The sequence below is a fragment of the Winogradskyella psychrotolerans genome (assembly GCF_018860545.1).
In the GTDB taxonomy this organism is placed as follows: domain Bacteria; phylum Bacteroidota; class Bacteroidia; order Flavobacteriales; family Flavobacteriaceae; genus Winogradskyella; species Winogradskyella psychrotolerans_A.
On record NZ_JAHKPN010000046.1, the window covers coordinates 1 to 23,942 of the forward strand.

Consider the following 23,942-nt stretch of genomic DNA (forward strand, 5'->3'; position numbering starts at 1 on the left):
TATCTCAGTTCTTTGTTAGGCAACGTTATTTATAGTATTCAATTTTATAGTTTTTAATCGTATTTAGCTTATCATTTTTATATTCCGATTCTTTGATAAGATTTTCATTACTATCAAATTTAGAGGTTAATTTAGATATTGATTTAAGTTCTCCATTTGCTTTGTAATATTCCGTTGTTCGGCTACCATTATTATCGTAAATGTATATTTCTTTTGACGTGATAGAATCATTGAAAAATTCTATGTATTCAATTTCATCTCCATTTTTGTTGTATTTAGAGATACCATAAACACCTGGAATATCAACCGAACAAAACATTTTTTCTTCCTTAATCTTATCATTCTTATAATAAATATAGCTTGTTGAATCTATTCTTTCCAGATTTCCTTTTCGGTCGTAAACTGTCCATTCAGTTTCGTTTCCAAAGGAATCGTATTTGGTAAACCATTCCGTCTTTGATTTATCAGCATAGTATCTAGTTGTTTTTATCTCATTTCCATCATCGTCATATTCATAACTTACTTTTACGAATTGATTTTTTGCTGGTTTACTTTTAAGAATTATTAATTCAGTTTCTTTATTGAACTTATTATACTCCGATTTTGTATGACTCAAAATAGAGTCCTTATGGTCATAAATTATTGATTCTATTTCGTTTCCAGAATTATCATATTTATTTAACCAACGCTTAAGAGTATCATTAGGATATTTAATTTCGAATTTTTCAATTTCATCTCCTTTGCTATTATAAACTGAAACCCACTTTTTATATCGTTCGCCATTTTTTTTGAAACTTATTTCTTCAATGATATTGCCGTTTTTGTCAAATAAGATAAGTTCTCTATGCTGTTCTTTGAATGTGGTTTCAATTGTGTCATTCAGCTCTTCCGAACTTCTATGAATCGTTTTTAAGTAAGATTTTACTTGTCCGTTTAGTTTTAATCTTTCAATATCGGTTTTTCTATTCTGATTATCAGAAATACAGCTAACTATTGAAAACAATAAAAATATTATGAAAAGATTACGGATGTTCATTTCTAATGTTGCCTAACGTTTATGTATAAGGAAAGTTGCGTGTTTGTGTGCGAGGATTTTCCGAAGGAAAATCAGAAGCTAGCAAACAAGCAACAAACTTTGGTTTAGCTAAAACTAGCAATTTTTTTTATACGGTGTTGCCAACAGTTTTTTTATTCGGTTCAGATATATTCATTCGATTTGAAATATAGTAACCAATTAAAGCTAAAGAAATTCCAATTCGGAAATGAGTTCCGTTATATATTCCACTCAAACCTTCATAAAATGTTTTAAGTTCAAAAAATATTCCGATAAAAGTTAAAAGAGAGAAAATCAGTAATAGATTTTTTCCGTTTCCACTTGTTTTTTTCCACGTAACCAAGCTAAAAATCAAAAAGCATAAATATCCAAGAATTGCTGAACTCAGATAAGTTTGGTTTGATTTACTAAAAGCAACGTCAATTACAGAAAATTTAAATTGAGCGTTTATAAATTCAAATCCATTTCCAATTCGGAAAGTGATTAAGATGATTGAAAATATCAATCCTAAAATCAAAATTTTGTTTTCAGTTTTCATTTTTTTCAAATTGTTGGCAACTCGTTATATAAATCAAAACACATTCCTTATCGCATCCTATTTTCGGGATATCACCAGTTTATATGTTTTTGTTAGGTTTTAAAATTACCTAAATTTATTGAGTTCTATATACGTAAAGTCACGTATTTTTTATTGATACAACATACATCCTATCCGTCACTAAATGAAACTAATAAGCTTAGGTTATTTAAGTCTGTTAAATGCCTAAAAATAATACTGTTTTAAAATAGTAATAGTTTTAAATCACCTTAAAATTTCAGTATTTTTATCGCACTAAATAAAACAACAAAACATGAAGAAATTATCCCTTACAATTATTGCCTTTATTATTGCATTTCCGTCGGTTATGGCGAATGAAGGTATGTGGTTTCTAATGCATATTGAGCGCCTCAATCATCGCGATATGCAAAAAATGGGTTTACAATTAACCGCTGAAGAAATCTATAGTGTTAACAACCAGAGTTTAAAAGATGCTATTGTACAATTCAATGGTGGCTGTACGGCTAGTATCGTTTCAGACAGTGGTCTGGTTTTAACCAATCATCACTGTGGTTATAGTGCTATTGCAGAATTATCAACAGCAGAACAAAACCATTTAAAAAATGGATTCTGGGCAGGTTCTTTAGCCGAAGAAATGAAACCAGAAAGCTTATATGTTCGCTTTTTTGTGAGAATGGACGATGTGTCTAAACGTATGTTAGCGCAAGTTAATGATAGCATGAGCGAAAAAGAACGTGAAGCAGCCTTGAATAAAGAGATTGCTAAAATTGAACAAGAAAATAACGAAGGTGGTAAATACACTGTTTCGGTACGTTCATTTTACCAAGGTAATGAGTTTTACTACTTTGTTTACGAAGATTATAAAGATGTGCGTTTGGTAGGAACACCTCCAGAGAATGTAGGTAAATTTGGTGGTGACACTGATAACTGGGAATGGCCAAGACACACCGGTGATTTTTCATTATTTAGAGTGTATGCGGATGCCGAAGGCCAACCTGCAGAGTATTCAGAAAACAATGTCCCTTTAAAAGCAAAATACCATTTGCCTGTTAATATTGATGGAGTAGAGGAAAATGACTTCGCCATGATCTTAGGGTATCCTGGTCGTACTAACCGTTGGATGCCAGCACAAGGTGTTGAGCAAAATGTGAAATTTGCTTATCCTGCCTGGGTTGAAGGTTCAAAATTAAGCATGGATGTGATGAAGAAATACATGGATGCCGATGAATCTGTAAATCTTATGTATGCTTCTGGTTATGCAGGTATTGCGAACTATTGGAAAAATAGAGCAGGTATGATTGAAGCTTTAACGGAACACAAAACCGTAGAAAAAAAGAGCAAAACGGAAGCTAAGTTTGACAAATGGGCGAATAAGAAAGCGAACAAAGCCATGTATGGTGATGTGATTAAAAACATTAATACCTATTACAGCTTAACCAACGAAAAGGCGAAACAAACGAATTACTTACTCAATATATTACGTGCTAGTAAATTTTCAGTGTTGCCGTATAGAATAGGATCTGCTTTTAAACAGTATCTTGGTGCTACTGAAGCCGAGCGTAAAAATCTTTTACCACGTTTAGAGGCTTTTATAGAAAGTAACTATGAAGATTATCACTTGCCTTTAGAGAAAGAAATTTTAGCCAAACAATTAGGTTTGTTAGCTTCAAAATCTAACTATTCTTTACCGGAATTGGTTGCTGAAATTGGAGCAAAGAATGACAATGATTTTACAGCGTATACTAATGCCATTTTCGATTTGAGTATGTTTTCTTCAAAAGAAGGTGCTCTAGCATTTTTACAATACCCAGATGAAGCGCTTCTTGAGAATGACCCTATGTTTAAATTATCGAATCAATTATTGGATAAGTACAGGGAAAGCCCTGAAGCTTTAGAGCAGCCAACAAACGATTTTGAGGCGTCTTTTAGATTATTAGTAAAAGGGTTGCGTGAATCTGGATTAAGTGATATTCAGTATCCTGATGCGAATTCTACTTTAAGATTATCTTACGGAAAAGTGAGAGCGTTGCCAGCAGATAAAAGAAACGATGCTAAAGTGAACAATTATACCACGTTTAAAGGTATGATTAAAAAATACAAGCCCAACGATAGTGAGTTTGATTTAGATCAGAGCATGTTAGATATTTACGAAAAGAAAGATTACGGACGTTATGCTAATGAGCGTGGCGAATTACCAGTCAACTTCCTAACCGATAACGATATTACAGGTGGTAACTCTGGTTCGCCAGTAATTAACGGTAAAGGAGAATTAATTGGTTTAGCCTTTGATGGTAACATTGAAGCGATGGCTGGTGATGTTATTTTTGATAAAGATTTGCAACGTACCATTAACGTGGATATTAGATATGTCCTTTGGCTTATTGATAAATATTCTAACGCCAAGCATATTGTAGATGAATTGACTATTATTTCTAAATAGGAAACATTAGCAATACCTCATACGAACAAAAAGCGATCTGAAATTCAGGTCGCTTTTTTATTTGAGATGTTAATTGTGCTTCAAATTTTTATTAATTCGTTCAGGGAGTTCTGCCGAAAAATTTTCTTTAAATCGCCTTTCGGAATTAATTTGGATATTACTCTTTTTAATCGTTTTCTATACTATAAATTCACCTGACATGTCACCTAAAATACCAATGAATTTATAGGTTAAATTATTTTATCTATTTAAAGATAAATATCTCAGGATCTAGGTCGCTAACACTACATGTTAATACGATATGTATTGTCCATTTATAAAATTTTTAACTATTGTCCTATCTGCTGTTCTACACGTATTAGGGTAGTCCTTAAAATATAAACAATCAGGAAATCCATTATTAAACGTTAATTTCACCCAAGAATTTTGAGTTCCTAGATATCCGGAAAATTTATAATTAGCAATAATGTACAGCGGTGTGTTTAAATCTTCAGCTTTTGTAATTCTTACATTACTAACACTATTTTTAATATATTGGTTAACAGCCCAATTCTTAGAATTTTCATCAATCAAATGGTTAATAAAGGACTTAAAATCATAGTTTCTATTGTAGTTAATATTATGTTCTTTAACGGTTCCATCTATCTGCAAAGGAGGCTGGTTATGAGCAAATCGAATTAAGTTTTCTTCAAAACGTTGAAGCGCAGTATTATTACAAGGGTTTAAATCGAAAAGATTATACATGTCTGATTTTAATGTATTAACACTCAGACCTTGATCTGGGACTTTATCTAAACCTGTAGTATGTAATTTTATCAAAACTTTTATAGCGTCTTTACCACGTTCGTTAAACTTTATATCGTTGATTGCTTTAAATGCCTCAAATAGTTCAGGTGAGGTATAACCTTCTTGTGGTCTATATTCGTACTTAGAACAATACTCATTGACCACTTCACCCCAACCATTTCTTTGTGTCGTTTTCTCAACGCATTCAATATCATAGATAGGTACTTTATTACTAGGTAATGAGGACTCGCATTTTTTAGATTTAGCATACATGTAACTACTAATTAAAGCTATAAAGTATTGATCATCTCTATAAATAGAGAGCTTATCAAAATCACCTTTAAAGATGTTCTTAATTAATGTTTCGTTAACTAGGCTAGTGTTAAAACTAAAGCCATAGCGAGCGAGTTTGCGTTCTTCTGCTAGTTTATGCTGTTGTATTTCCTGAATTTGCTGGTTTATAAGTCTTTCTTGTTGCGCTAGGTCTTCTCTTTTTTGCTGCTCTTTTATTTCAATCTTTTTGTTGACTAATTGCATTCGTAAATCTTCGACTTCATTTACAGTTACACTATCAAGGTGAGAAAGATAGAGGTTTTCAATATTGCTTAACTCATTTAATTTTACTGAGGCTTTAATTTCATTTTTAATCTTCTCTTTATCTGCGAAAAGAATATTTATCTTAGCCTCTATTATTTTAGCTTTAACGTCCTTAATTTGTTTATAATCAGATAGCGCTTTAAATTTATTACTAAAACTTTTATAAAATTCATTAACTTGGTTTACCTGATTGAACTTAGTATTGCTTTTCTTTATGTCTTCGGAGAGAATGTTGTTAAGTATCCGGTTTATTTTGATAGTAGTTTCATTTTCAATATGACTTTGGTTCTCTTGACTGGCATAAGGATATAGTTGTTGGTTGTCTTTTTTAAAAGAAATTAGGGTTTGTAAAGTTGCATAATTATCGTCTGCTTTAATTATATTTTCAAGTTTGAGATTAAGTTCTTTATCTGCAATTTCATGCTCTTTTTTTGATATGATTGTATTTAAATAAGTTAGTTCAGACGGAAGAAGTAATGCTGCATAATTGTTATTTATTTTTACTTTCCAGTCAATTAAACTATTGAAAGCGATTTGAGGGTTATCACTATTAACATCAGATAATAAAACTTTATTTTCTTTTCTGATTTGTCTAAGTTCAATTACTTTTGCTTTTATTAATTCATAGCTAAAAGCCTTATTATAATAATTACGACTTTTTCCTACAGCATCCCGTGCAGGCGAAGTGACTTCCCATTTTCTGCCAGGTAATGTTCTTACACAAGATGGGTCGGTGGCGATTGAAGCAATTAAGTCTAGTTTCTTGGTGTTAACCTCATCGAATGGTTTTTTGAAAATAGAAATGAAAAATTTATCAGAGTACAGGTTGTAAACAATAGTTTTGATCTTAGTGGCTCCAACTTTTTGTAAATTTTCCCCAGGATATTCGTCTTCTATGAGCTCAACCCACTTTGAGATTTTATTAGGACATTGTGCGTTTATATTTAAGCTTATGCTAATTATTATAATTATGGAGAAAATAAGTGGTTTCATGATTTTTTTATAATTCGTGATTAAAATTTAATATATTTATTTGTTAACTGTCACGTTTTAGGTGTGTTACTGATTTGGTTGGTGATTTTTAATTGTTTTGAATTTTGATTATTTATACTATTACTACTTTAAATAGAATAGTAAATTGAGCGAATAGTTTATAATTTTTATGCGGTCAAGGCTAATCTATAATGCCATGTTTTGGTCAACTATTCTAGTATCCAGAATCTTTATAATAGTAACGTTGTGAGGGAATTTTTAACAGGCCCATATCAAATTTAATTTGATAATTTGGTTCTAATTTAATTACCTTGTTTAAAGTCTCTTCTAATGGGTTTTTATTAATTAATACTTCTGAATTTGCAGTCCAAATAATAGCATCAGATTTGGCTATACTTACTTTATTAGGAATTTGCCTAGTTATGGAGTATGCCCTATTGAGCGTTCTTACATCTTTATATACATTAGCAATTTCACATAAAACCCTAACAGCATTTTGTTTTAAGTTGGTCATATTCATAAGGTATTGACATTCAAATGCAAGTTCTTTTTGATTCATTTGGGCGGCTAAAACACCAAGTTCTTTTAGTACGTAATTCTTTTTATTTGCCTCAAAATGTGAAGTCATAGTCATAGCTTCCTTCAATAAAGATGCATTATCTGCCCCTTTTGCTATAAAGCCATATGCAACAGCTCTGTTGGGTTCGGTGTTTAGCAATAGCGCCAATTCTTTAGCAAGTTCTATTTGTCTTCGTTCCCCTAAATTTTTACATAGTTGAAAAAATATCCTATTTCTTTCATAGGTATATAAATCATCCTTACTATTGTTTAATGAAGAACGCGCATAATTTTCAGCCATTACAAAATTTGAAAGACGCGCATATTTAATAGCTAAGTGCATTTCGGCATTTACTCCTGAAATTACATTTTTCATAGCATTTAATTGTTCTTCGGCTAATTCTGAAAAGCCAGAAGCCGCTTGTATAGTTACCACATCTTCTAAGGCTTTAATATATTGGTATCTCGTCCCTTTTACTTGATTTAACAATTTGTCTAGGATAGGTTTGAGTTCTAGAAGTTCTCCAAAGTAAACTAAACTAGCTAAGGCCTCTATTTGCCGATTTATATCCATAGATTTAATGCAATCTGCAATATCATTGCTATAATTACTGAATTTTACAGTTTTTAACTTTATAGGTGATTGAAATGTAAAGTCAGGATTAGGTGTAACAAATCTTTTTATCATTATAGCAATTTCTGGAAACTGATTTTCAATGGTATAAAGTTTATCTTGTTGCGTCAGTAATTGAATATTATTGTAAACACGAGGTGGTGTTGTCGCTCTGTACAAATCTATTGTTGATTGTGCATTAAGCTTAAAAATAGAATTAAAAACAAAAATTAAAAAAAGGAACTTTACTAACAATTTCATAGTCTTTATGTTTTATATATTATGAATGAGTATTTTATTTTTTGTAGCAAATTTTTCGGGTAGATAATAAAAACATGTTATCAATATTAACTTTTTTGATATTTTAGAGCTGAGGTGAAAGTTTCAGTTTTCTTTATAATACCTATTTCATTTATAAATAATTTCAATTCCGCAATCTTATTCTAACCTATTTTTGGATAGAGAAACTTTAAGATAGATTTTAGTTTATAAATATAGTTAAAAAACTTAAAATATTGATATGATTGTAGTTACGTGCGTTGGGATATAAATAACTACCTTAATGTTACAGTGGTTTTTAAGATGAAGGTAAGTTTGGTAATAATTTTTATGCAGTGCTATGTGCAGTATGGATGCTTAAAATACAACAAAGTGTATTACGATCTTTATGGACAAACTATAGTCAAAGAAAACGCAAAATATAAGGATCTGTATAAGAGGAATTATACCTAAAGAAGACTTTGTTCTCTATTAAACATAAGCACCTCACCAATGGTTTGATGATAAATATGAAAAATTGCTACAAATGAGTCCAATTCAACTTACTATTCAAGGGCGGAAAGATTAATACGATAAAACTGATGACTTAAATAAAGACGCAGAAGTGAAGAAGTTAGCTTGATATGCAGAATCCACAAAAGAACTAAAAGAGACGTTTGATTACAACAGACTTAAGGATCAAGACAGAACGTCTTATGAGTTATGAGTGTTTCAATACCTAATTTAGTAAATAAAAACAGAATAAAAAATCTACAAAGCTGTTTGTGAGTAGGAGAGTACTAGTAATGGCTTATACGTGGTATTACCCGCAGGCCTTATTCTTAATTCAATTATTCTCCTTCAAGATACTTTTTATTTCTTTTATGTCTCCGTCTATGGATTCAGGAATTTTCAATCCTAAAATCTCGCACATTAATGGATAGATATGAATATTTTTTATGGAATGTATTTCATAACCATCTTTAAAGGCTGGACCATTTGCATAAAATATGCCATGCATTTCTTTGTATTTGCTATCATAGCCATGAACACCAAATGTTGTAACGCCGTCTTCGATAAGCGCATCTTTTCGTCTTTGATTCCAAAAATGATAACCGAAATCTGGTATTAATTGAATTGCACCCCAATTTTTATTAGTTGGGATGTATTCAAAACCTGGTGTATTTTCAGTTCTATAAGCTTTAAAATTATGTTCTTTCAGTCTTAAATATTGTAGTACAGTATCTATTTCAATCGCTTTCTTTGGATGAATATTTACTATTGTACCATTTTCAATTGTCATGAATAAGTCATCGTTTTCAATAGAATCTATTGGTATTATATTGTGTGTAGACTGATCTCCCATACCATGGTCAGAAACTATAATAATATTTACGGGAAGATTCGTTTCTGATATGCCTTTAAATAAGTCTCCTAAGTTTTTGTCTAATTCAAATAATGCCGTTTTCAGTTTGTCCTCATCACGAGTACCATAAGTATGACCAACTTTGTCCATATCACCAAAATATAAAGTGATTAGATGTGGTCTGTTTGTCTCCTCTAAATTCAACCAATCTAGTGTTTGATTAACGCGTTGCTCATTTTCAACATTATTATCAAATTTATAATAGTATGTTGGTCTGATGCCTTGAATCTTAGCTTCTGTTCCCACAAAGAAATAACTGGCAGTTACAATACCTGCTTTATTTGCCTCAACCCAAATTGGTGAACCTCCGTAAAAACTTCCGTCTTCTGCCATTTTGGGATTTCTCTTATTAAATAGAGTCTCTTTGTTATAGTCATAAAATATATTCCCTATAAGACCATGTTTGTCAGGATAAAGACCAGTGGCAATGGTATAATGGTTCGGAAAAGTTTTAGTAGGGAATGAAGGTATTAACGACGCTGATTTAACACCAGATTTAATAAATGAACTTAAATTGGGTGGGTTATATTTTTCTACATAATCCCAGCGAAAACCATCAAGCGAAATTAATAATAAGTAAGGTGTTTTTTCAACAACGCTTACATCTGTTTTTGTAATAGAACCGGGTGAATTTATTATTTTTATGTTACACGAATTTAATAACATCATTACAATAATAAACATTGATATTAGTAATAGGGTCCCTTGTTTCATTTGAGTTCGTTTTTAGCGCGACAATAATGGTTTAGTTTGGGCTAATATATGGTAATTTTCGGTTTGTGACAGGCTTTAGTAGTTTCTAGTGGGTTAGTGATCAGTTGAATATGTTTTAATTGTGGTTTTGTGTTGTTGGCAACAGTTTCTATTTAATTTTTAATGCCACCATATAAATTTTACTCAAGCCATTATTATTTTCTCTAATATGCTTTTTAAAATCGGACATGTTTTTAAAATTTCTTGAGTTAATGTTACTTCTCTTACTTGTAAAGTACAATATTTGGTTGTTTTCATCATAGAAAGGACAATATTCCATTTTATTTGTATTGATAGGAATGCCTAAGTTAGTTGCCTTTTTCCATTTTCCTTTGGCATCTTTTTTTGAGATATACAGGTCACCACTTCCTTGTCCATCAGCCTCATTGTATTTTGAAAATAATAGAAAATCTTCTTTCTTCGAGATAAAAGCATTAAACTCATAACCGTCGCTATTTATGTTTTCATCTAATAAAACAGGATTTGAATATTTATCATTCTCCCATTTACTAAAATAAATATCATCTTTTCCAAATCCATTGGGAGACTCCAATGTGAAGTATAAATTATTGTTTTCACTAAGCGTCGGATAAAACTCGTTTAGGTCAGTATTTATTGGTGTTCCTATGTTTTTTGGGGTTGACCATTCACTGTGGTTATTATGTCTTTCAACATACCAAATATCAAAGTTTTTCTTAACGTTAGTAGAATCAGTTAAAGGTCTGTCTGAGGCAAAGAATAAGCGATTTCCATCAGCTGATAAAAATGGTTCTAAATACAGGTTTGAATCACAGAAGGACAATAGTTCTGGTTCTGACCATGCATTATGTTCTTTTTTCATGCTAGCCAATTGAGAAATGTCCTGATTAGGGCTTTGAACAGTAAAAAACACTTCATCCCTATTTTTTGAAATACAAAAATCTCTTACATTGAGAAATTGATTTAGTGTTTTATCGAATTGTCTAATATCATTTTCATTTTGCGTTAAGACTAAATTTGAAATCAAAAGAAATGCAATGATTAAGCTGTTTTTTATCATATTTATCTTTTTTTTTGAGTTTTAATTAGTGGCATGTTTAGAAACTTAATTTACCAAATATTAACGGAATAAAAAATCTGAAAGGATTTTTGGAAGTAGGGTTGTATTAGCAATTATTTTATAGGGTGTTGTGCAACGTATTTATTAATGTTTTTCTACTTTTTTTAATTTTTGTTCAGTCAATTTTTCAAATGGTTTGTTTTTATAAAATCTATAATTTGTAACCACAGAATCTATATGAGTTTCTGTTCCTCCATTCTCTAATTCAATTTCTTCCATATCAATTCGGGTCAAAATATAAGTTGAGTCATTTACAAATTTTCCATATTGGTCATATCCCCACATTCCATCTCCACCGGTTCCGGCAACGATATTATCGCTCAACAATTTATTTTCAGAGTTGTAAATTAAATAATGTAAATCGTGACAACAACTTTCATCTCCTTCTATAATCGTTATTATTTTTTCAGATTTGCCATTTTTTTGGATTGAAAAGTATTGATAATTTACAGGATAAATATTCTCTCCTTTGAGTCGTTCGTCTTGAAAATATTCAACTAACTTTTCTTTTGAAGAGAACGATTTAAGACTATCTACTATTTTTCCATAATACCAAACTCTTAAGTCAAATTCATTAAGGTTTGAGTATTTGAAATTATTTGGGTTAATAAATAGAGAATCAGATTTTTTAATTTCAACAATCGGTTCAGCTTTCATTTCAGTTGAATCGATCTCTATTGAAATTATTTCTTTATTCTCAGCTTTAATGTCAGATTTAGATTCTTTCTTTTTCTCAACACAACTGAAAGTCAGAAATACTAATATGTAGGTTAAAATTTTGTTCATTGGTTATATGTTGCACAACGTGTCTGTGTATGGTTTACTTCGTCTGTTCGCTGCGCTCGGGTGTTGGGTGGTTTAAGCACCTAATTTAGCAAATAAAAACCGAATAGAATATTCCACTAGGATTTTAGTAAGTAGGCTTTAACTAGCAATGAATTATACACGGTGTTGTGTGCAGTTTTTTATTCGCTCAGTTTATTGAATTTAATATTTTTAGCTCTACTACTTGATATATTCAGTCCGACAATTTTCCCTAATTCATTTCTTAAAAATACAACTTTCTGAATCGAACCTTTATTTCCGATGAAAAAGTCATTTTTAATTGCTTTTAGTTTAAAATTTCCAAGTCTTGTGTGATTTGCAACTAAAATATTATCCTCTACTGAAAGAGTGTAGAAAGTGTTTAATTCTGAGCTGTAATATTTACCCTCAAACTGTTTTAATGAATTTGAATTATAATCTGCGGGAATGTATTTATCTAAAGTAATCTGATAGCCATCATTTAGTGTCAAAACCATTTGATTAGATTGGAATGACACAGAGACATACTCATCAATTGCCATTTCAAATTCATTATTATCAACAGGAATTAATGCTGTTTTATCATCGTCATTTCTGATATATTGTAAGGTGTCATTTTGAATTTTTAATTGACGGGAATATCTGTCTTTGCCGTTCCAATAATATCCCTCATAATTCTTCAGTGATTTTACTGGTTTAATAATAGGTGCTTTTTTGCTGAGTAAAGTTTCTGACTTTGGTTCATAATTTTTGTTTTCCAAGTAATCTGATAAACATATTTCAGTTAATTGACCTACAACTTTGCCACCATCAATTTCAGAACTGTTGTTGAAGAAAATTATGCTAATATCTAAATCTGGAAATCTGCCAATGTATGCTTGATAACTCGCATCTTGTCCACTATGTGAAATTCTTCTTATTCCCTTGTACTTATTGATAAATTGACCATTTGCATATCCATAAGTGTTTCCATTGCTCAATTTTTCTTGGGAATGCATTTTATCAAACAAACTACTATCTCCAACCTCTTTTTTGTTGAAATTTATTATCCATTTACTTAAGTCTTCGATAGTAGTTGACAAATTTGTGGCTCCATAGCTGGCGTTGTTGAATACGTCTTGAATATAATATTCGTCATCTTTATAGTATGAATTAGCTTTGTTTTTGATTATTTGACCTTCTTTATCCACGAATTGAGTGTTGTCCATTTTCAATGGCTTAAAAATGTATTTTTCTGTGTACTCTGAAAATTGCATACCCGAAACTCGTGTAATAATTTCTGCCAATAAGGTGTAGCCAGAATTACTGTACATAAAGTCTTTGTTAGGCTCAAAATTCAATGAAGTTTGATTGTAGAGAATATTGAGTACGTGGTCATTGTCTATAAAATCATTCAAGCGCCATCCAGAAAGTCTCAATAAGTTCCATTGGTCTTTAATTCCGCTGGTATGGTTTAAAAGATTGTTTATAGTTATCTTATTCTCAAATTCGTTTAGTTCAGGTACGTATTTTCTAATTTCATCATTCAATGAAAGTTTACCCTCATTTTCGAGTTGTAAAATTGCAAATGCGGTAAATTGTTTGGAAACGGACGCTACGTGAAATGATGTTTCTCTTGTGATTGGAATTTGGTGTTCTAAATTGGCAAGACCTAATTGTTTTTGAATGACTAATTTATTGTTTATAACAATTCCAATGGACATCCCTGCTTCTTTGCTATTGTAGTCCATTAAAAGACTATCGATTTTCTCCGATATTTTATTTACATCGAAACTGTAAATTAAGTTATTTTGGGCTTTTAAGTTAGAAATAAAAAAAAGTATGTGTGTACATACTAAAAGGACTTTATAATTAAGTTTCATTAATGTTCGGAATTTCTGTTTATTTTGATTGATTAGTAGAATGATTATACGATATGTTACAATGTTGCTTGCAAATTGCACACAACTCGTTATATAATAACTGCCATTACCGATATCCCGAATTATTTCGGGATAAGATAATTTAATAGCTATTCTATAGCGTAAAGCTAACCAAAACAATTCGAATGTCTATACATAAAGTTACTTAGGTCACTAACATAAAAAAACCACCAAGTGGTCACAAGGTGGTTTTCAAAATAAGATGTTTTTTATTTAAGACTCAGTATTAACAACACCAAGGGTGTATAATTGATCCATTGTTGGAGAAGCGCTTCCTCCTGCTGGTTCTAAAGTGATACCAAAGGCCTGACTTTCGTTAACATTGGCAATGGTAAAGATTTTATTGTCGTCGGTATTAAAGTCATCTATAGTTCCTAAACTTGTTGGTGTAAGGGGATTTAAGGTTAGTGACCATACTTGCCATACTTTGCCTTCGGGTGCGTCTGGTAACCCTTCTGCATCTAAATAAATGGTATTATCAGCTTTGTTCCAATACACTTTGGCAAAGCTAGATGCAAAATTGCCTTGACCACCAAGTGGTACCGCAATGATATTTTTATCTCTAATAACATTCAATAGGTTTTTAGTGGCTGCCAAATCGGACTTGGCATCTTCTATTTGTGTTTCAAGATATTGGTTTTCCATATCAGCAGTTTGCAATTCTTGCTCTAAACCGGTATTTAAACGTTGTGTCCAAAATAAACCTATAGCTAATAAAATAGCGGCTGCCCAACCTGTGTAGCTTATCCAGCTGGTGGTTCTCGGTTGTAAGTCGACAACCTTAGTGTCGTCAGCTTCTAGTCTTGCCTTTATCGATTCAAAACCTTTAGCTCTTGGAGATACCGCTGCCGTTAATTTGACCACAGCTTTTTCTATAGCAACCACTTCTTGCAGCAGCTCTGGGTGCTGTTTTAGAAGTTGATAGATCTCTTCGTTTTCTGTTTCAGAAAGTTTACCAGCTACGTATAGCTCTAAAATACCTGATTCTATGTATGCTTTAATATCCATATTACAATACCATATCTCTTAATTGTTGAATACAGTTCCGGTTTCTCGTTTTAATAGTACCAATTGGCATTTGTAATTCTTCCGAAGCTTCCTTCTGCGTAAATCCTTTAAAATAAAGGAGCTCAATAACGGCTTTACATTTTTCGCCTAATTGTGTTACAAAATTTTTAATACCAATGGCATCCGTACTGTTGTCTAAGTTATCATGGCTGGCTATGATATCTACGAAATAATCAGTGTTGAGGTTTTGTTTTGATTGTTTAAACGCTTTAGAACGTGTTTTATCTATGGCTGCATTACGAGCTATATTTAAAATCCACGTAAAAAAACGTCCTTTTTTTGAGGAGTAGGTATCGGCTTTATGCCATGCTTTTATAAAGACATCTTGCATCAACTCATCGGCAATAGCGGTATCTTTTACAATATTGTAAACCACCCCATGTATACTTTTGTGGTACATGCCGTAAAGCTTCTCAAAAGCCGCATGATTTTTATCTTGAAACTGTTTTACCAGTAGTTCTAATTCCATTTAATAGCGATATTAATTTAGAAGTTTTCGCAGAAATGGGGAAGTGAATCACCGCAATTGTTCTAACAATTAATTAGTGTTTATATGTCTATATTGTTTACTGTATAATTCCTGCGCAACCAATGCGTGCGCCTGCGTCACCAGAAGGTTGTGATGTTAAATCATCGACACCAATGTGTACAATAACTGCTTTTCCTAAAATATCTTTAGTCTCATCGCCACAGCCAATACACCATTCATCTGTTGTTTTTGTAATGGTAGCACGTCCGTTGGCATTTGCTGTTAAATTTCCGATATCTCCTTTGTGATACCCCGTTTCTGCTCCCCAAGCACCATGCGGTTGTGCTGTGGGATTCCAATGGCCTCCAGCGGATGAACCATCGTTTGCTGAACAATCCGCTTTTTCATGAATATGAATCGCGTGTTCTCCTTCTTCTAATCCGGTAACCGTACCAACCATGCTAACCATACCATTGGTCTCTGTAAAGTTAATAGTCCCTTCTATGTTACTATCACTTTTAGGTGATAAGGTGACAGATAATTTGTTGGATGTGGTATCAACGTTTTCTTCTATAACTTCAGTTTCTGCTTCCGGCATGGTGTCGGTTTCTTTCTTAGTGTCTTTACAAGCAGTAGCTGCAGCGACTAATATGAAAGACATTAGTAATACTTTTAAATTTTTCATGATATGCTCAAATTTTTAGTTGGAATTAATATTTAATCATGTTATAATCCGTGTCTAATAGCCATGGTTTATGGCTTTAAGCGGACTAACATTGGGCACAAATTAATGAAGTAAAAAATGCTTCAAGTGCTCAATCACAATTAATATTAATTCATTTGATACTATTTAAAATGAGGCTATCCAGTTTTAAAAATACTTAGAGCTTATTTTTCGCGAAGGTATGTGCTCACTTCAATAGCAACATCTTCCCATGTTTTACTCACACCATCAACACCTTTATGCAAATCAAAACATACTTTGTTTAAAGATTCTAATGCGCTTAATGCGTCCCAATCTTTAAGATCCATGGTGCCTTTCATGCTTACACGTCTTTCATCGGTGATGCTCACTTCTAAAGGTAAGTCTTTAGTAACTCCATTCATTGTTATTTCAGCAGCATACGCGTTGTTGGCATATTTAATTTTTCCTTTTAGTAATTCAGGATTTAACATCGCACCAAAGAATGACGTTTTTAGCTTTTCGTCTCTAGTCTCATCCTTAGTAAATAAACTACTTACCGGAATTGAAAATTCTAAATTGTTTAAAGCTTCTTCTGGCGTTGCTCCTGCTTTTTCTTCAAAATTCAGCGTTGCAAATTCTCCACCTACAGGGACTTTATCGGTCGTTTTATAAGCTGTCCATTTTACATTGGTCGCTTCTGGTTTAACCACGTAGCTCACGGTGTTTTCGACCGCTTCAGGGGTTGTCGTTTCTTCGGCTTTTTTATCGTCCTTACATGACGTAAAAACTAAACTAACAATAACTAATAGTGATGCAAATTTTATGCTTTTCATGATGTTTTTTATTTTAAGTAAAATTAGTCATATAACCGCTTTAATCCAAGTAACGCGTTAGTGATAAATCAAAATTTTTAACCGCATGATAAATATCATAGTTTTTATTAGCGTGTACTTCTAATTTTGAGGATTAATAAATAGGTATGAGTCAGTCGTTAATCCATAAATATAATGTTGCTGGACCTCGTTATACGAGTTATCCAACAGTCCCTTATTGGGATTTAGAATCCTTTTCTTTAGAAGGATGGAAAGCTTCATTACAACGTGCTTTTCAAGAAAGTAACGCAACGGAAGGCTTAAGCTTATACATACATTTACCGTTCTGCGAGAGCTTATGCACCTTTTGTGGATGTCATAAACGCATTACCAAACGTCACGAAGTAGAATCTCCCTATATAAAAGCGGTATTGAAAGAATGGAGTTTGTATCTGGAATTGTTAGGTTCTAAACCCGTAATTAAAGAATTACATTTAGGTGGTGGGACTCCAACATTTTTTTCACCAGAACACCTTAATTTATTAATATCAGGACTTTTAGAACATGCTGAATTGGCGGAAGGCTATGAGTTTAGTTTTGAAGGACACCCCAACAATACCACAGAAGCCCATCTCACCACCTTATACGATTTGGGGTTTAGACGGGTGAGTTATGGAGTTCAGGATTATAATCTGAGTATCCAAAAAGCGATTAACCGCGTTCAGCCTTTTGAAAACGTAAAACGTGCTACTGATTTAGCACGTAAAATAGGCTATACGTCAGTTGGACATGACATAATTTTTGGTTTACCATTTCAGACCGAAACTGACGTTATTGAAACCATTACGAAAACGAAAGCCTTAATGCCAGATCGTATTGCATTTTATAGTTATGCGCATGTGCCATGGATAAAAGGTAACGGACAACGCGGTTTTAGTGAAGCCGATTTGCCAACACCCGCCTCTAAGCGTCAACAATACGAAACAGGAAAACAGCATTTTGAAGCTGCAGGTTATGTTGAAATTGGTATGGATCATTTTGCCTTAAAAAGTGACTCGCTTTATAAAGCTATGGCACATAAAACCTTGCATCGTAATTTTATGGGGTATACCGCTTCTAAAACACAAGCTATGATTGGTTTGGGAGTGTCTTCCATTAGTGATAGTTGGTATGGCTTTGCACAGAATGTCAAATCGAATGAAGCGTATTATAAGTTATTAGATCAGGATATTATTCCAGTATTTAAAGGCCATATTTTAAACACCGAAGACCTAATCATTAGAAAACACATCCTTAACCTGATGTGTAATTTTGAAACGCAGTGGGAGGATGAAGCTTTAGTATTTAATGAATTACCAGAAGTACTTATAAAATTAAAAGAATTTGAATTGGATGGGTTACTACAGTTCGAATCAAAAAAAGTAATTGTAACCGAAAACGGGAAAGCCTTTATTAGAAACATATGTATGGCTTTCGATTTGTTATTACAACGTACGAAACCTGAAACTCAGTTGTTTTCAATGACCATTTAATATTTAATCAAATGAAAAAAATAATTGTACCCGTTGATTTTTCAGAATATTCAGAATTTGCGCTTGAAGCAGCTGCTAGTATAGCACATAAATTCGGGTCTGAACTTATTGTTTTACATATGTTAGAGTTGTCTAGTGCAATCATTTCATCTGGAAACGAAGGCTTACAAGAAGAGGCGATTTATTATTTAAAACTGGCTCAGAAAAAATTTGATGCTTTTTTAGATAAGCCTTATCTCAAAGGTCTCAAAGTGCATCCCATTGTAAAGCAATTTAAAGTATGGAGCGAAGTCAATGAAGTTGCTACCGAAAATAATGCTCAACTTATCGTTATGGGCTCGCAAGGCTCAAGTGGTATCAAAGAAGTTTTAATTGGGTCTAACACCCAAAAAGTAGTTCGGTATGCTGATGTACCTGTGTTGGTTATAAAACACAACCCGATTTTAATGGATTTTGAAAATGGAGTATTTGCTAGTGATTTTTCAGAAGAAGCTATCGCACCTTACTTAAAAGCAAAAGAGACGTTTGATTTTCTCGGTATCATTATGCATTTGGTTTATGTGAATTCACCAGATGGTAACTTCAGAAGTTCTTCGGAAATAGATCAACGGGTGTCTCAATTTTTGGAAAAAGCAGATGGTGACTTAACACAGTTAGATGCTATTAATGTGGTGTCAGATTACTCTATAGAAAAGGGCATTCTCAATTTTGCGAATGTCATTGGTGCCGATCTTATTGCGGTAGCTACTCATGGTAGAAAAGGCTTATCGCATTTCTTTGAAGGCAGTGTTTCAGAAGATATTGCTAATCATTCCACCTTACCGGTGATGACGTTTAAAATATAGATGTCGATATTATTAGTTAGTGTTTTAATGTCGTCTATTAAAACGTCAAAGATTTTTTTCTTTGGCGTTTTTTTTTTTAGAAACGATACCCAATTCGTAAATGAAGGTTTAAAGCAAGGCCATCGTAATCATTAAGATAGACGTTCTTTTCTTTAAAATAACGAATGTATCCTATGCCTATACCTGTTTCATAGGTGAAATGTTGACCAACATGACGTCTAATTCCCCAAGTTGGAATAATAGAAATATCACTAATGAAATTCAAATTATCAGCAATAGAATTGATGACAATATCTGGATGGTAGGTGGTTTTAATGGAAACAAAATTACCACTATTACCATCTATGCGTCTCGATTTTGATACTCTTTTGTTGAGGTTGTAATACCAACGTGGTTCAAGCGTAAGGGCAGGGACCAAAATAAAACCTCTACTGCCCACAAAACTGTTGCTGTAGATGCCGGCATCTAAGCCTAATTCACTCCGTAAGGCTATAGAATTTGAAAGTTTAGATTCATAATGTCCCCAAGCTCCTAAGAAGCCAGCCTGTATGCCATAGGTAGATTGTTCTACACTTGCATCTTGTGCATTTGCTGTTACAATTGATAAACTGAAAAGGAATAGGACTAGAAAAGATCTCATGATTGTGATTGATTTATACGTGTGATTGCTCCAAGTGAATATATCAATAATTAGACCAATTTGTAAGAAATGATTGATAATTTAATGACACTCAATAGCACTAGAAGCCATTTCTACCATTGGAGCAGGAGAGAGGTAAGGAATACCTAAACCGAGGCCACGCAGTATAAATAGTAAACCTATTACAACAACAAATACAGGAATTGCTTTTTGAATACGTTGTTTAATAGTGCTGTTTAAAAATTTACCTAAATAAATGGCTGTGGTCATTAACGGAATCGTGCCAATACCGAACAGCACAATGTACAAACTACCTTCTATTAAGCTACCTGTTGCGATGGCTCCAAAAACCGCCATATAGACTAAGCCACAGGGCAGAAATCCGTTAAGAAAACCAATGGTTAAAAAGGTGTCTGCTGTTTTCTTTTTTAAGGCTTTACCCAAAGAGGACTTTACTTTAGAAATAGCCTTGTATAAGGGTTTGGTGAGATTGTATTTTCCTATGACATTTTGGGGTAAAAGCACAATTACAATCATTAAAATTCCAATAATTATAGAGAGTTGCTGCTGAATTCCAAAAAGAGAAAAACTTTTACCGACCAGTCCAAAAACCAATCCAATGATACTATAAGCCAATAGCCTACCAAAATGGTAGATACCGATTTGACTTACTTTTTTAAATGAGTTAGACCGATCTACTGGCAACATAAAAGCAATAGGACCACACATGCCAACACAGTGCAGACTTCCTAGTAAGCCTAGTATAAGAGCCGATACTAACATTTAATAAGTGATTTCTTCTTTAAAGAGATAAGAATTTGTGTTATATTTCCAGTCTACTTTAATGTTCCAGCGACCATCCAACAAACGCTTGTCAGGTATGAGCAAATTGTGGTTAGACAATGAAATCGGTGTTTCAAAATCTAATTGTTTGTTAGATGGTCTGTATAGGAACACTTTACCTGTTATATTTTTAATATCTAAATCTTCTGGAAATGTAATGATGACGCCATCATTAGTTTTTTTCAATGAGACGTTCGTTTTTAAATGGTTTGCATTTTCTTCATGATCAATATCAGCTTGAAATTGAAGCTCTTGTCCATAATAATCGTCTATGACTAAATCGTGATCATATTTCTTATCTGTACTCATACTGATTACAAAGTACATGATGAATGAAATGAAGCATACAAATGCAATAACGATTGCTGTTCCCCAATTTATTTTCATAATTCATTTATTTTTTATCCTGAATAGCATTCAGGGTTTTATCGCGTTCTGGACTGCTTTTTTTAACAGTGTAAGCATTTGTCTCTTAAAGACCTGCTAGGACTAACTATAATACCTGCAAGGTTTTTAAAACCTGCTAGGTCTAACTATAATACCTGCAAGGTTTTTGAAACCTGCTAGGTCTCGATTAATTAAAACTACGAGGTCCTAAGAACGTTACAGAGGTGGTTTCAATAATTTCACCATTACTATAAAGATCTATCATCACCTCATTTTTATCACCAGACAAATCACCTTGTTTCAATTCTATAAATAAAGTACCTTCTGCGATACCTTGAGCATCTACATTAAATGTTTCTGTAGTAGATACTACGTTTATGTTTCCATCCCAACCTCTGAGTTTAAAGGTGATATCATCAATTTCTTGAGAGGTTTTATTAACTAATTTAAAGGTGTAAACATTACTAATAATACCGTTGTCTTTATGTTCATATAATTGACCAGGTAATCGTAATATTCTGGCTTCAACATCACTACGTAGTAATAACATACCAGCTAAAATTCCAATTAAAATGGTGAGGACGGCCATGTAACCCTTCATACGAGCCGTTATTTTAAAAGGCTCTTTTTTCTCAATCTCATCTTCACTAGCAAAACGAATTAAGCCTTTTGGAAGATTAATACTTTCCATAATATGGTCGCATTCATCAATACATGCGGTACAGTTTACACATTCTAATTGTGTACCATTTCTGATGTCTATACCCGTAGGACAAACATTAACACATTGAGAACAATCAATACAATCCCCATAACCAAGCGCTTCACGATCTTCCTTTTTTCTAAATTTCTTTCTACCATTTTCAGCTTCACCGCGTTTATAGTCATACGCCACAACGATAGATTTGTTATCTAAAAGCACTCCTTGTAAACGACCATAAGGACAGGCTATAATACAAACTTGCTCTCTAAACCAAGCAAATACAAAATAAAATACGGCTGTAAATATAAGCAGCGGAATAAGTGTGCTTGTATGCTCCAACGGGCCTTCAGTAATGTATTTTATAAGTTTGTCTCCACCTATTAAATAGGCTAAGAATACATTAGCGATTATGAATGAAATTACTAGAAAGATAAACCATTTAAGTAAACACTTTCTTATCTTTTCAGCATCCCATTTTTGGCGTGCTAAACGCATTTGTTTGTTTCGGTCGCCATCAATCCAGTACTCAATACGTCTAAACACCATTTCTAAAAAAATGGTCTGTGGACAAATCCACCCGCAAAACACACGTCCAAAACCAACTGTAAATAGCGTTATAAAAATAACACCAATCAGCATGGATATGACAAAGAGATAGAAGTCTTGTGGCCAAAACGGAAAGCCGAATATATTAAATCGTCGTTCTAATATATTAAACAGTAGAAACTGATTACCATTAATTTTCAGGAATGGAGCAACTAGCAAAAATGCTAATAAGACATAGCTTACTATTTTACGCTTTTCATATAATGGTCCAGAAGGTTTTTTAGGAAATACCCACTTGCGTTTACCTTCTTCATCAATTGTACCAATTGAGTCTCTAAAAACTTCATTTTCTGGCGTTTCCATTATTTGTAACTTCTAATTAATTATTAGATACTACGGTTTCAGCAGTTTCAGTTGTTTCTTCTATAGAATCTTCAGTGTTTTTTTCAGTAGATTCTGTATCTGTATTTTCAGTGCTTTCAGCATTTTCGTCTACCCAAATATCACCTTCCGCATCTTTTGGATTTGCAGGTGTTGTACCTTGAAACTGTAACACATAACTTGCTACTTGAGCCATTTCAAGAGGTTTTAAACTTTGTTTCCATGCAATCATTCCTTTTCCTGATCGTCCACCTTCGGAAACCGTTTTAAACACGTTTTTAATACCTCCACCTAAAATCCAGTGGTCATCGGTAAGGTTTGGTCCAATTCCACCACCTCCATCTACCATATGGCAGGCTACACAGTTGGCTTCAAAAATCTTTTGACCAGCCTTTAAATCGGCAGTTTCAGTTAACAATTCCACAGTATTAATGTCTACTAAACCTTTAGCGGTTTTCTTATATTCTTCAATAGCTTTGTTGGCTTCTGCGTATTCTATTTCATATTCTGTAAACTGATCATCAGCATCTAAAACATGATAACGTACCATATAAATTACCGCGAAAACTATGGAGATATAGAAAGAGTAAACCCACCATGGCGGTAAATTATTATCTAATTCTCTAATACCATCGTAATTATGATCTAGAATGATTTCACCTTCTTCTTCAATAGGTTTTTGTTTTCCTACTAATTTTGAATAAAGAGCCTTAACTTTCGTGAATTGTGGCGCTTTAGTTCGCGATGCTATGTAGCGTTTCTTTCCTTCTTCATCTAAACTTTGAAAAAGAATATTATCTAAAGAATTAACAATACCTTCAATAGCTATAAGCACTAATAGTACTAATAGTAAAAAGAGTAAGATAATAGGTTGCTCAATAAACGCAGGCTGATCTCCTGAGTCTACAAAGTATTCTACAAGTCCAGCAATAGCAAAAAAGATTACAGGAACTCTAATGTATGATGGGATTAAATGTCTCATATGTCGGTATCGTTTTGGTTGTCTAATGGTAAATTACTAACTGTGGTTATATAATCTTTCTTAGCTGTGATTACCCAATAGAATAACACGACAAAGAAAATAAAGAAAATAAGAAGTGATATCATAGGATATATTTCTATACCTGTAATACTTTCCAAATGACCTTTTATAAATTTGAACATAATAA

21 protein-coding genes are annotated in these 23,942 nt (G+C 32.8%); 3 read left to right on the forward strand and 18 right to left on the reverse strand.

Annotation, left to right across the window (positions count from 1 at the left end):
- Positions 1-25 precede the first annotated feature (25 nt).
- Both KO515_RS15420 and KO515_RS15425 read right to left on the reverse strand, forming a co-directional pair.
- On the reverse strand, positions 26-1,003 hold the full coding sequence (locus KO515_RS15420; protein WP_215937237.1) for a hypothetical protein: 978 nt from the start codon (positions 1,001-1,003) through the stop codon (positions 26-28).
- A gap of 160 nt (positions 1,004-1,163) precedes the next feature.
- Positions 1,164-1,592 (reverse strand): hypothetical protein, encoded by a 429-nt coding sequence (locus KO515_RS15425; protein WP_215937238.1) that lies wholly within the window; start codon positions 1,590-1,592, stop codon positions 1,164-1,166.
- A 313-nt stretch (positions 1,593-1,905) separates the two neighbouring features.
- Here KO515_RS15425 and KO515_RS15430 point away from each other — a divergent pair, with 313 nt between their 5' ends.
- Entirely contained in the window at positions 1,906-4,053 is a 2,148-nt protein-coding gene (locus tag KO515_RS15430; protein WP_215937239.1) for a S46 family peptidase, read from the forward strand.
- 291 nt (positions 4,054-4,344) lie between these two features.
- On the opposite strand, the gene KO515_RS15435 is transcribed toward KO515_RS15430, so the two are convergent.
- The 10 genes from KO515_RS15435 to KO515_RS15480 all read right to left on the reverse strand — a co-directional run bounded on the left by KO515_RS15435 (position 4,345) and on the right by KO515_RS15480 (position 16,917).
- Positions 4,345-6,429, reverse strand: a complete 2,085-nt coding sequence (locus KO515_RS15435; protein WP_215937240.1) for a hypothetical protein — start codon at positions 6,427-6,429, stop codon at positions 4,345-4,347.
- 214 nt (positions 6,430-6,643) lie between these two features.
- Positions 6,644-7,861, reverse strand: a complete 1,218-nt coding sequence (locus KO515_RS15440) for a hypothetical protein (protein WP_215937241.1) — start codon at positions 7,859-7,861, stop codon at positions 6,644-6,646.
- A gap of 844 nt (positions 7,862-8,705) precedes the next feature.
- On the reverse strand, positions 8,706-9,998 hold the full coding sequence (locus tag KO515_RS15445) for an ectonucleotide pyrophosphatase/phosphodiesterase (RefSeq protein WP_215937242.1): 1,293 nt from the start codon (positions 9,996-9,998) through the stop codon (positions 8,706-8,708).
- 148 nt (positions 9,999-10,146) lie between these two features.
- On the reverse strand, positions 10,147-11,076 hold the full coding sequence (locus KO515_RS15450) for a hypothetical protein (RefSeq protein WP_215937243.1): 930 nt from the start codon (positions 11,074-11,076) through the stop codon (positions 10,147-10,149).
- 144 nt (positions 11,077-11,220) lie between these two features.
- The gene (locus KO515_RS15455) at positions 11,221-11,922 is read right to left on the reverse strand and encodes a hypothetical protein (protein ID WP_215937244.1); all 702 of its coding nucleotides are present in this window, start codon (positions 11,920-11,922) and stop codon (positions 11,221-11,223) included.
- Between the two features lie 179 nt (positions 11,923-12,101).
- Positions 12,102-13,802 (reverse strand): serine hydrolase domain-containing protein, encoded by a 1,701-nt coding sequence (locus tag KO515_RS15460; protein ID WP_215937245.1) that lies wholly within the window; start codon positions 13,800-13,802, stop codon positions 12,102-12,104.
- Between the two features lie 273 nt (positions 13,803-14,075).
- The gene (locus tag KO515_RS15465; RefSeq protein ID WP_215937246.1) at positions 14,076-14,870 is read right to left on the reverse strand and encodes an anti-sigma factor; all 795 of its coding nucleotides are present in this window, start codon (positions 14,868-14,870) and stop codon (positions 14,076-14,078) included.
- Position 14,871: 1 nt separating this feature from the next.
- The gene (locus tag KO515_RS15470) at positions 14,872-15,399 is read right to left on the reverse strand and encodes an RNA polymerase sigma factor (protein WP_178983953.1); all 528 of its coding nucleotides are present in this window, start codon (positions 15,397-15,399) and stop codon (positions 14,872-14,874) included.
- Positions 15,400-15,496: 97 nt separating this feature from the next.
- Positions 15,497-16,084, reverse strand: a complete 588-nt coding sequence (locus KO515_RS15475) for a superoxide dismutase family protein (RefSeq protein WP_215937247.1) — start codon at positions 16,082-16,084, stop codon at positions 15,497-15,499.
- A 203-nt stretch (positions 16,085-16,287) separates the two neighbouring features.
- A complete protein-coding gene (locus KO515_RS15480; RefSeq protein ID WP_215937248.1) occupies positions 16,288-16,917 on the reverse strand; it encodes a YceI family protein in 630 nt (209 codons plus the stop codon).
- Positions 16,918-17,063: 146 nt separating this feature from the next.
- Between KO515_RS15480 and hemN the strand changes: the two genes are divergently transcribed.
- Both hemN and KO515_RS15490 read left to right on the forward strand, forming a co-directional pair.
- A complete protein-coding gene (gene hemN / locus KO515_RS15485; RefSeq protein ID WP_215937249.1) occupies positions 17,064-18,428 on the forward strand; it encodes an oxygen-independent coproporphyrinogen III oxidase in 1,365 nt (454 codons plus the stop codon).
- An 11-nt stretch (positions 18,429-18,439) separates the two neighbouring features.
- On the forward strand, positions 18,440-19,273 hold the full coding sequence (locus tag KO515_RS15490; protein WP_215937250.1) for a universal stress protein: 834 nt from the start codon (positions 18,440-18,442) through the stop codon (positions 19,271-19,273).
- A gap of 76 nt (positions 19,274-19,349) precedes the next feature.
- Here KO515_RS15490 and KO515_RS15495 read toward each other — a convergent pair whose 3' ends face one another.
- The 6 genes from KO515_RS15495 to KO515_RS15520 form a co-directional block, all read right to left on the reverse strand.
- A complete protein-coding gene (locus tag KO515_RS15495) occupies positions 19,350-19,913 on the reverse strand; it encodes a hypothetical protein (protein WP_215937251.1) in 564 nt (187 codons plus the stop codon).
- 81 nt (positions 19,914-19,994) lie between these two features.
- Positions 19,995-20,696, reverse strand: a complete 702-nt coding sequence (locus tag KO515_RS15500; protein ID WP_215937252.1) for a sulfite exporter TauE/SafE family protein — start codon at positions 20,694-20,696, stop codon at positions 19,995-19,997.
- A complete protein-coding gene (locus KO515_RS15505; protein WP_215937253.1) occupies positions 20,697-21,143 on the reverse strand; it encodes a FixH family protein in 447 nt (148 codons plus the stop codon).
- 187 nt (positions 21,144-21,330) lie between these two features.
- Positions 21,331-22,755: a cytochrome c oxidase accessory protein CcoG gene (gene ccoG / locus KO515_RS15510; protein ID WP_215937254.1), complete on the reverse strand. Its 1,425-nt coding sequence runs from the start codon at positions 22,753-22,755 to the stop codon at positions 21,331-21,333.
- 16 nt (positions 22,756-22,771) lie between these two features.
- Entirely contained in the window at positions 22,772-23,755 is a 984-nt protein-coding gene (locus tag KO515_RS15515; RefSeq protein WP_215937255.1) for a cbb3-type cytochrome c oxidase N-terminal domain-containing protein, read from the reverse strand.
- Positions 23,752-23,937, reverse strand: a complete 186-nt coding sequence (locus KO515_RS15520; protein WP_215937256.1) for a CcoQ/FixQ family Cbb3-type cytochrome c oxidase assembly chaperone — start codon at positions 23,935-23,937, stop codon at positions 23,752-23,754. Before KO515_RS15520 ends, KO515_RS15515 begins: the two co-directional genes overlap by 4 nt.
- Positions 23,938-23,942 lie beyond the last annotated feature (5 nt).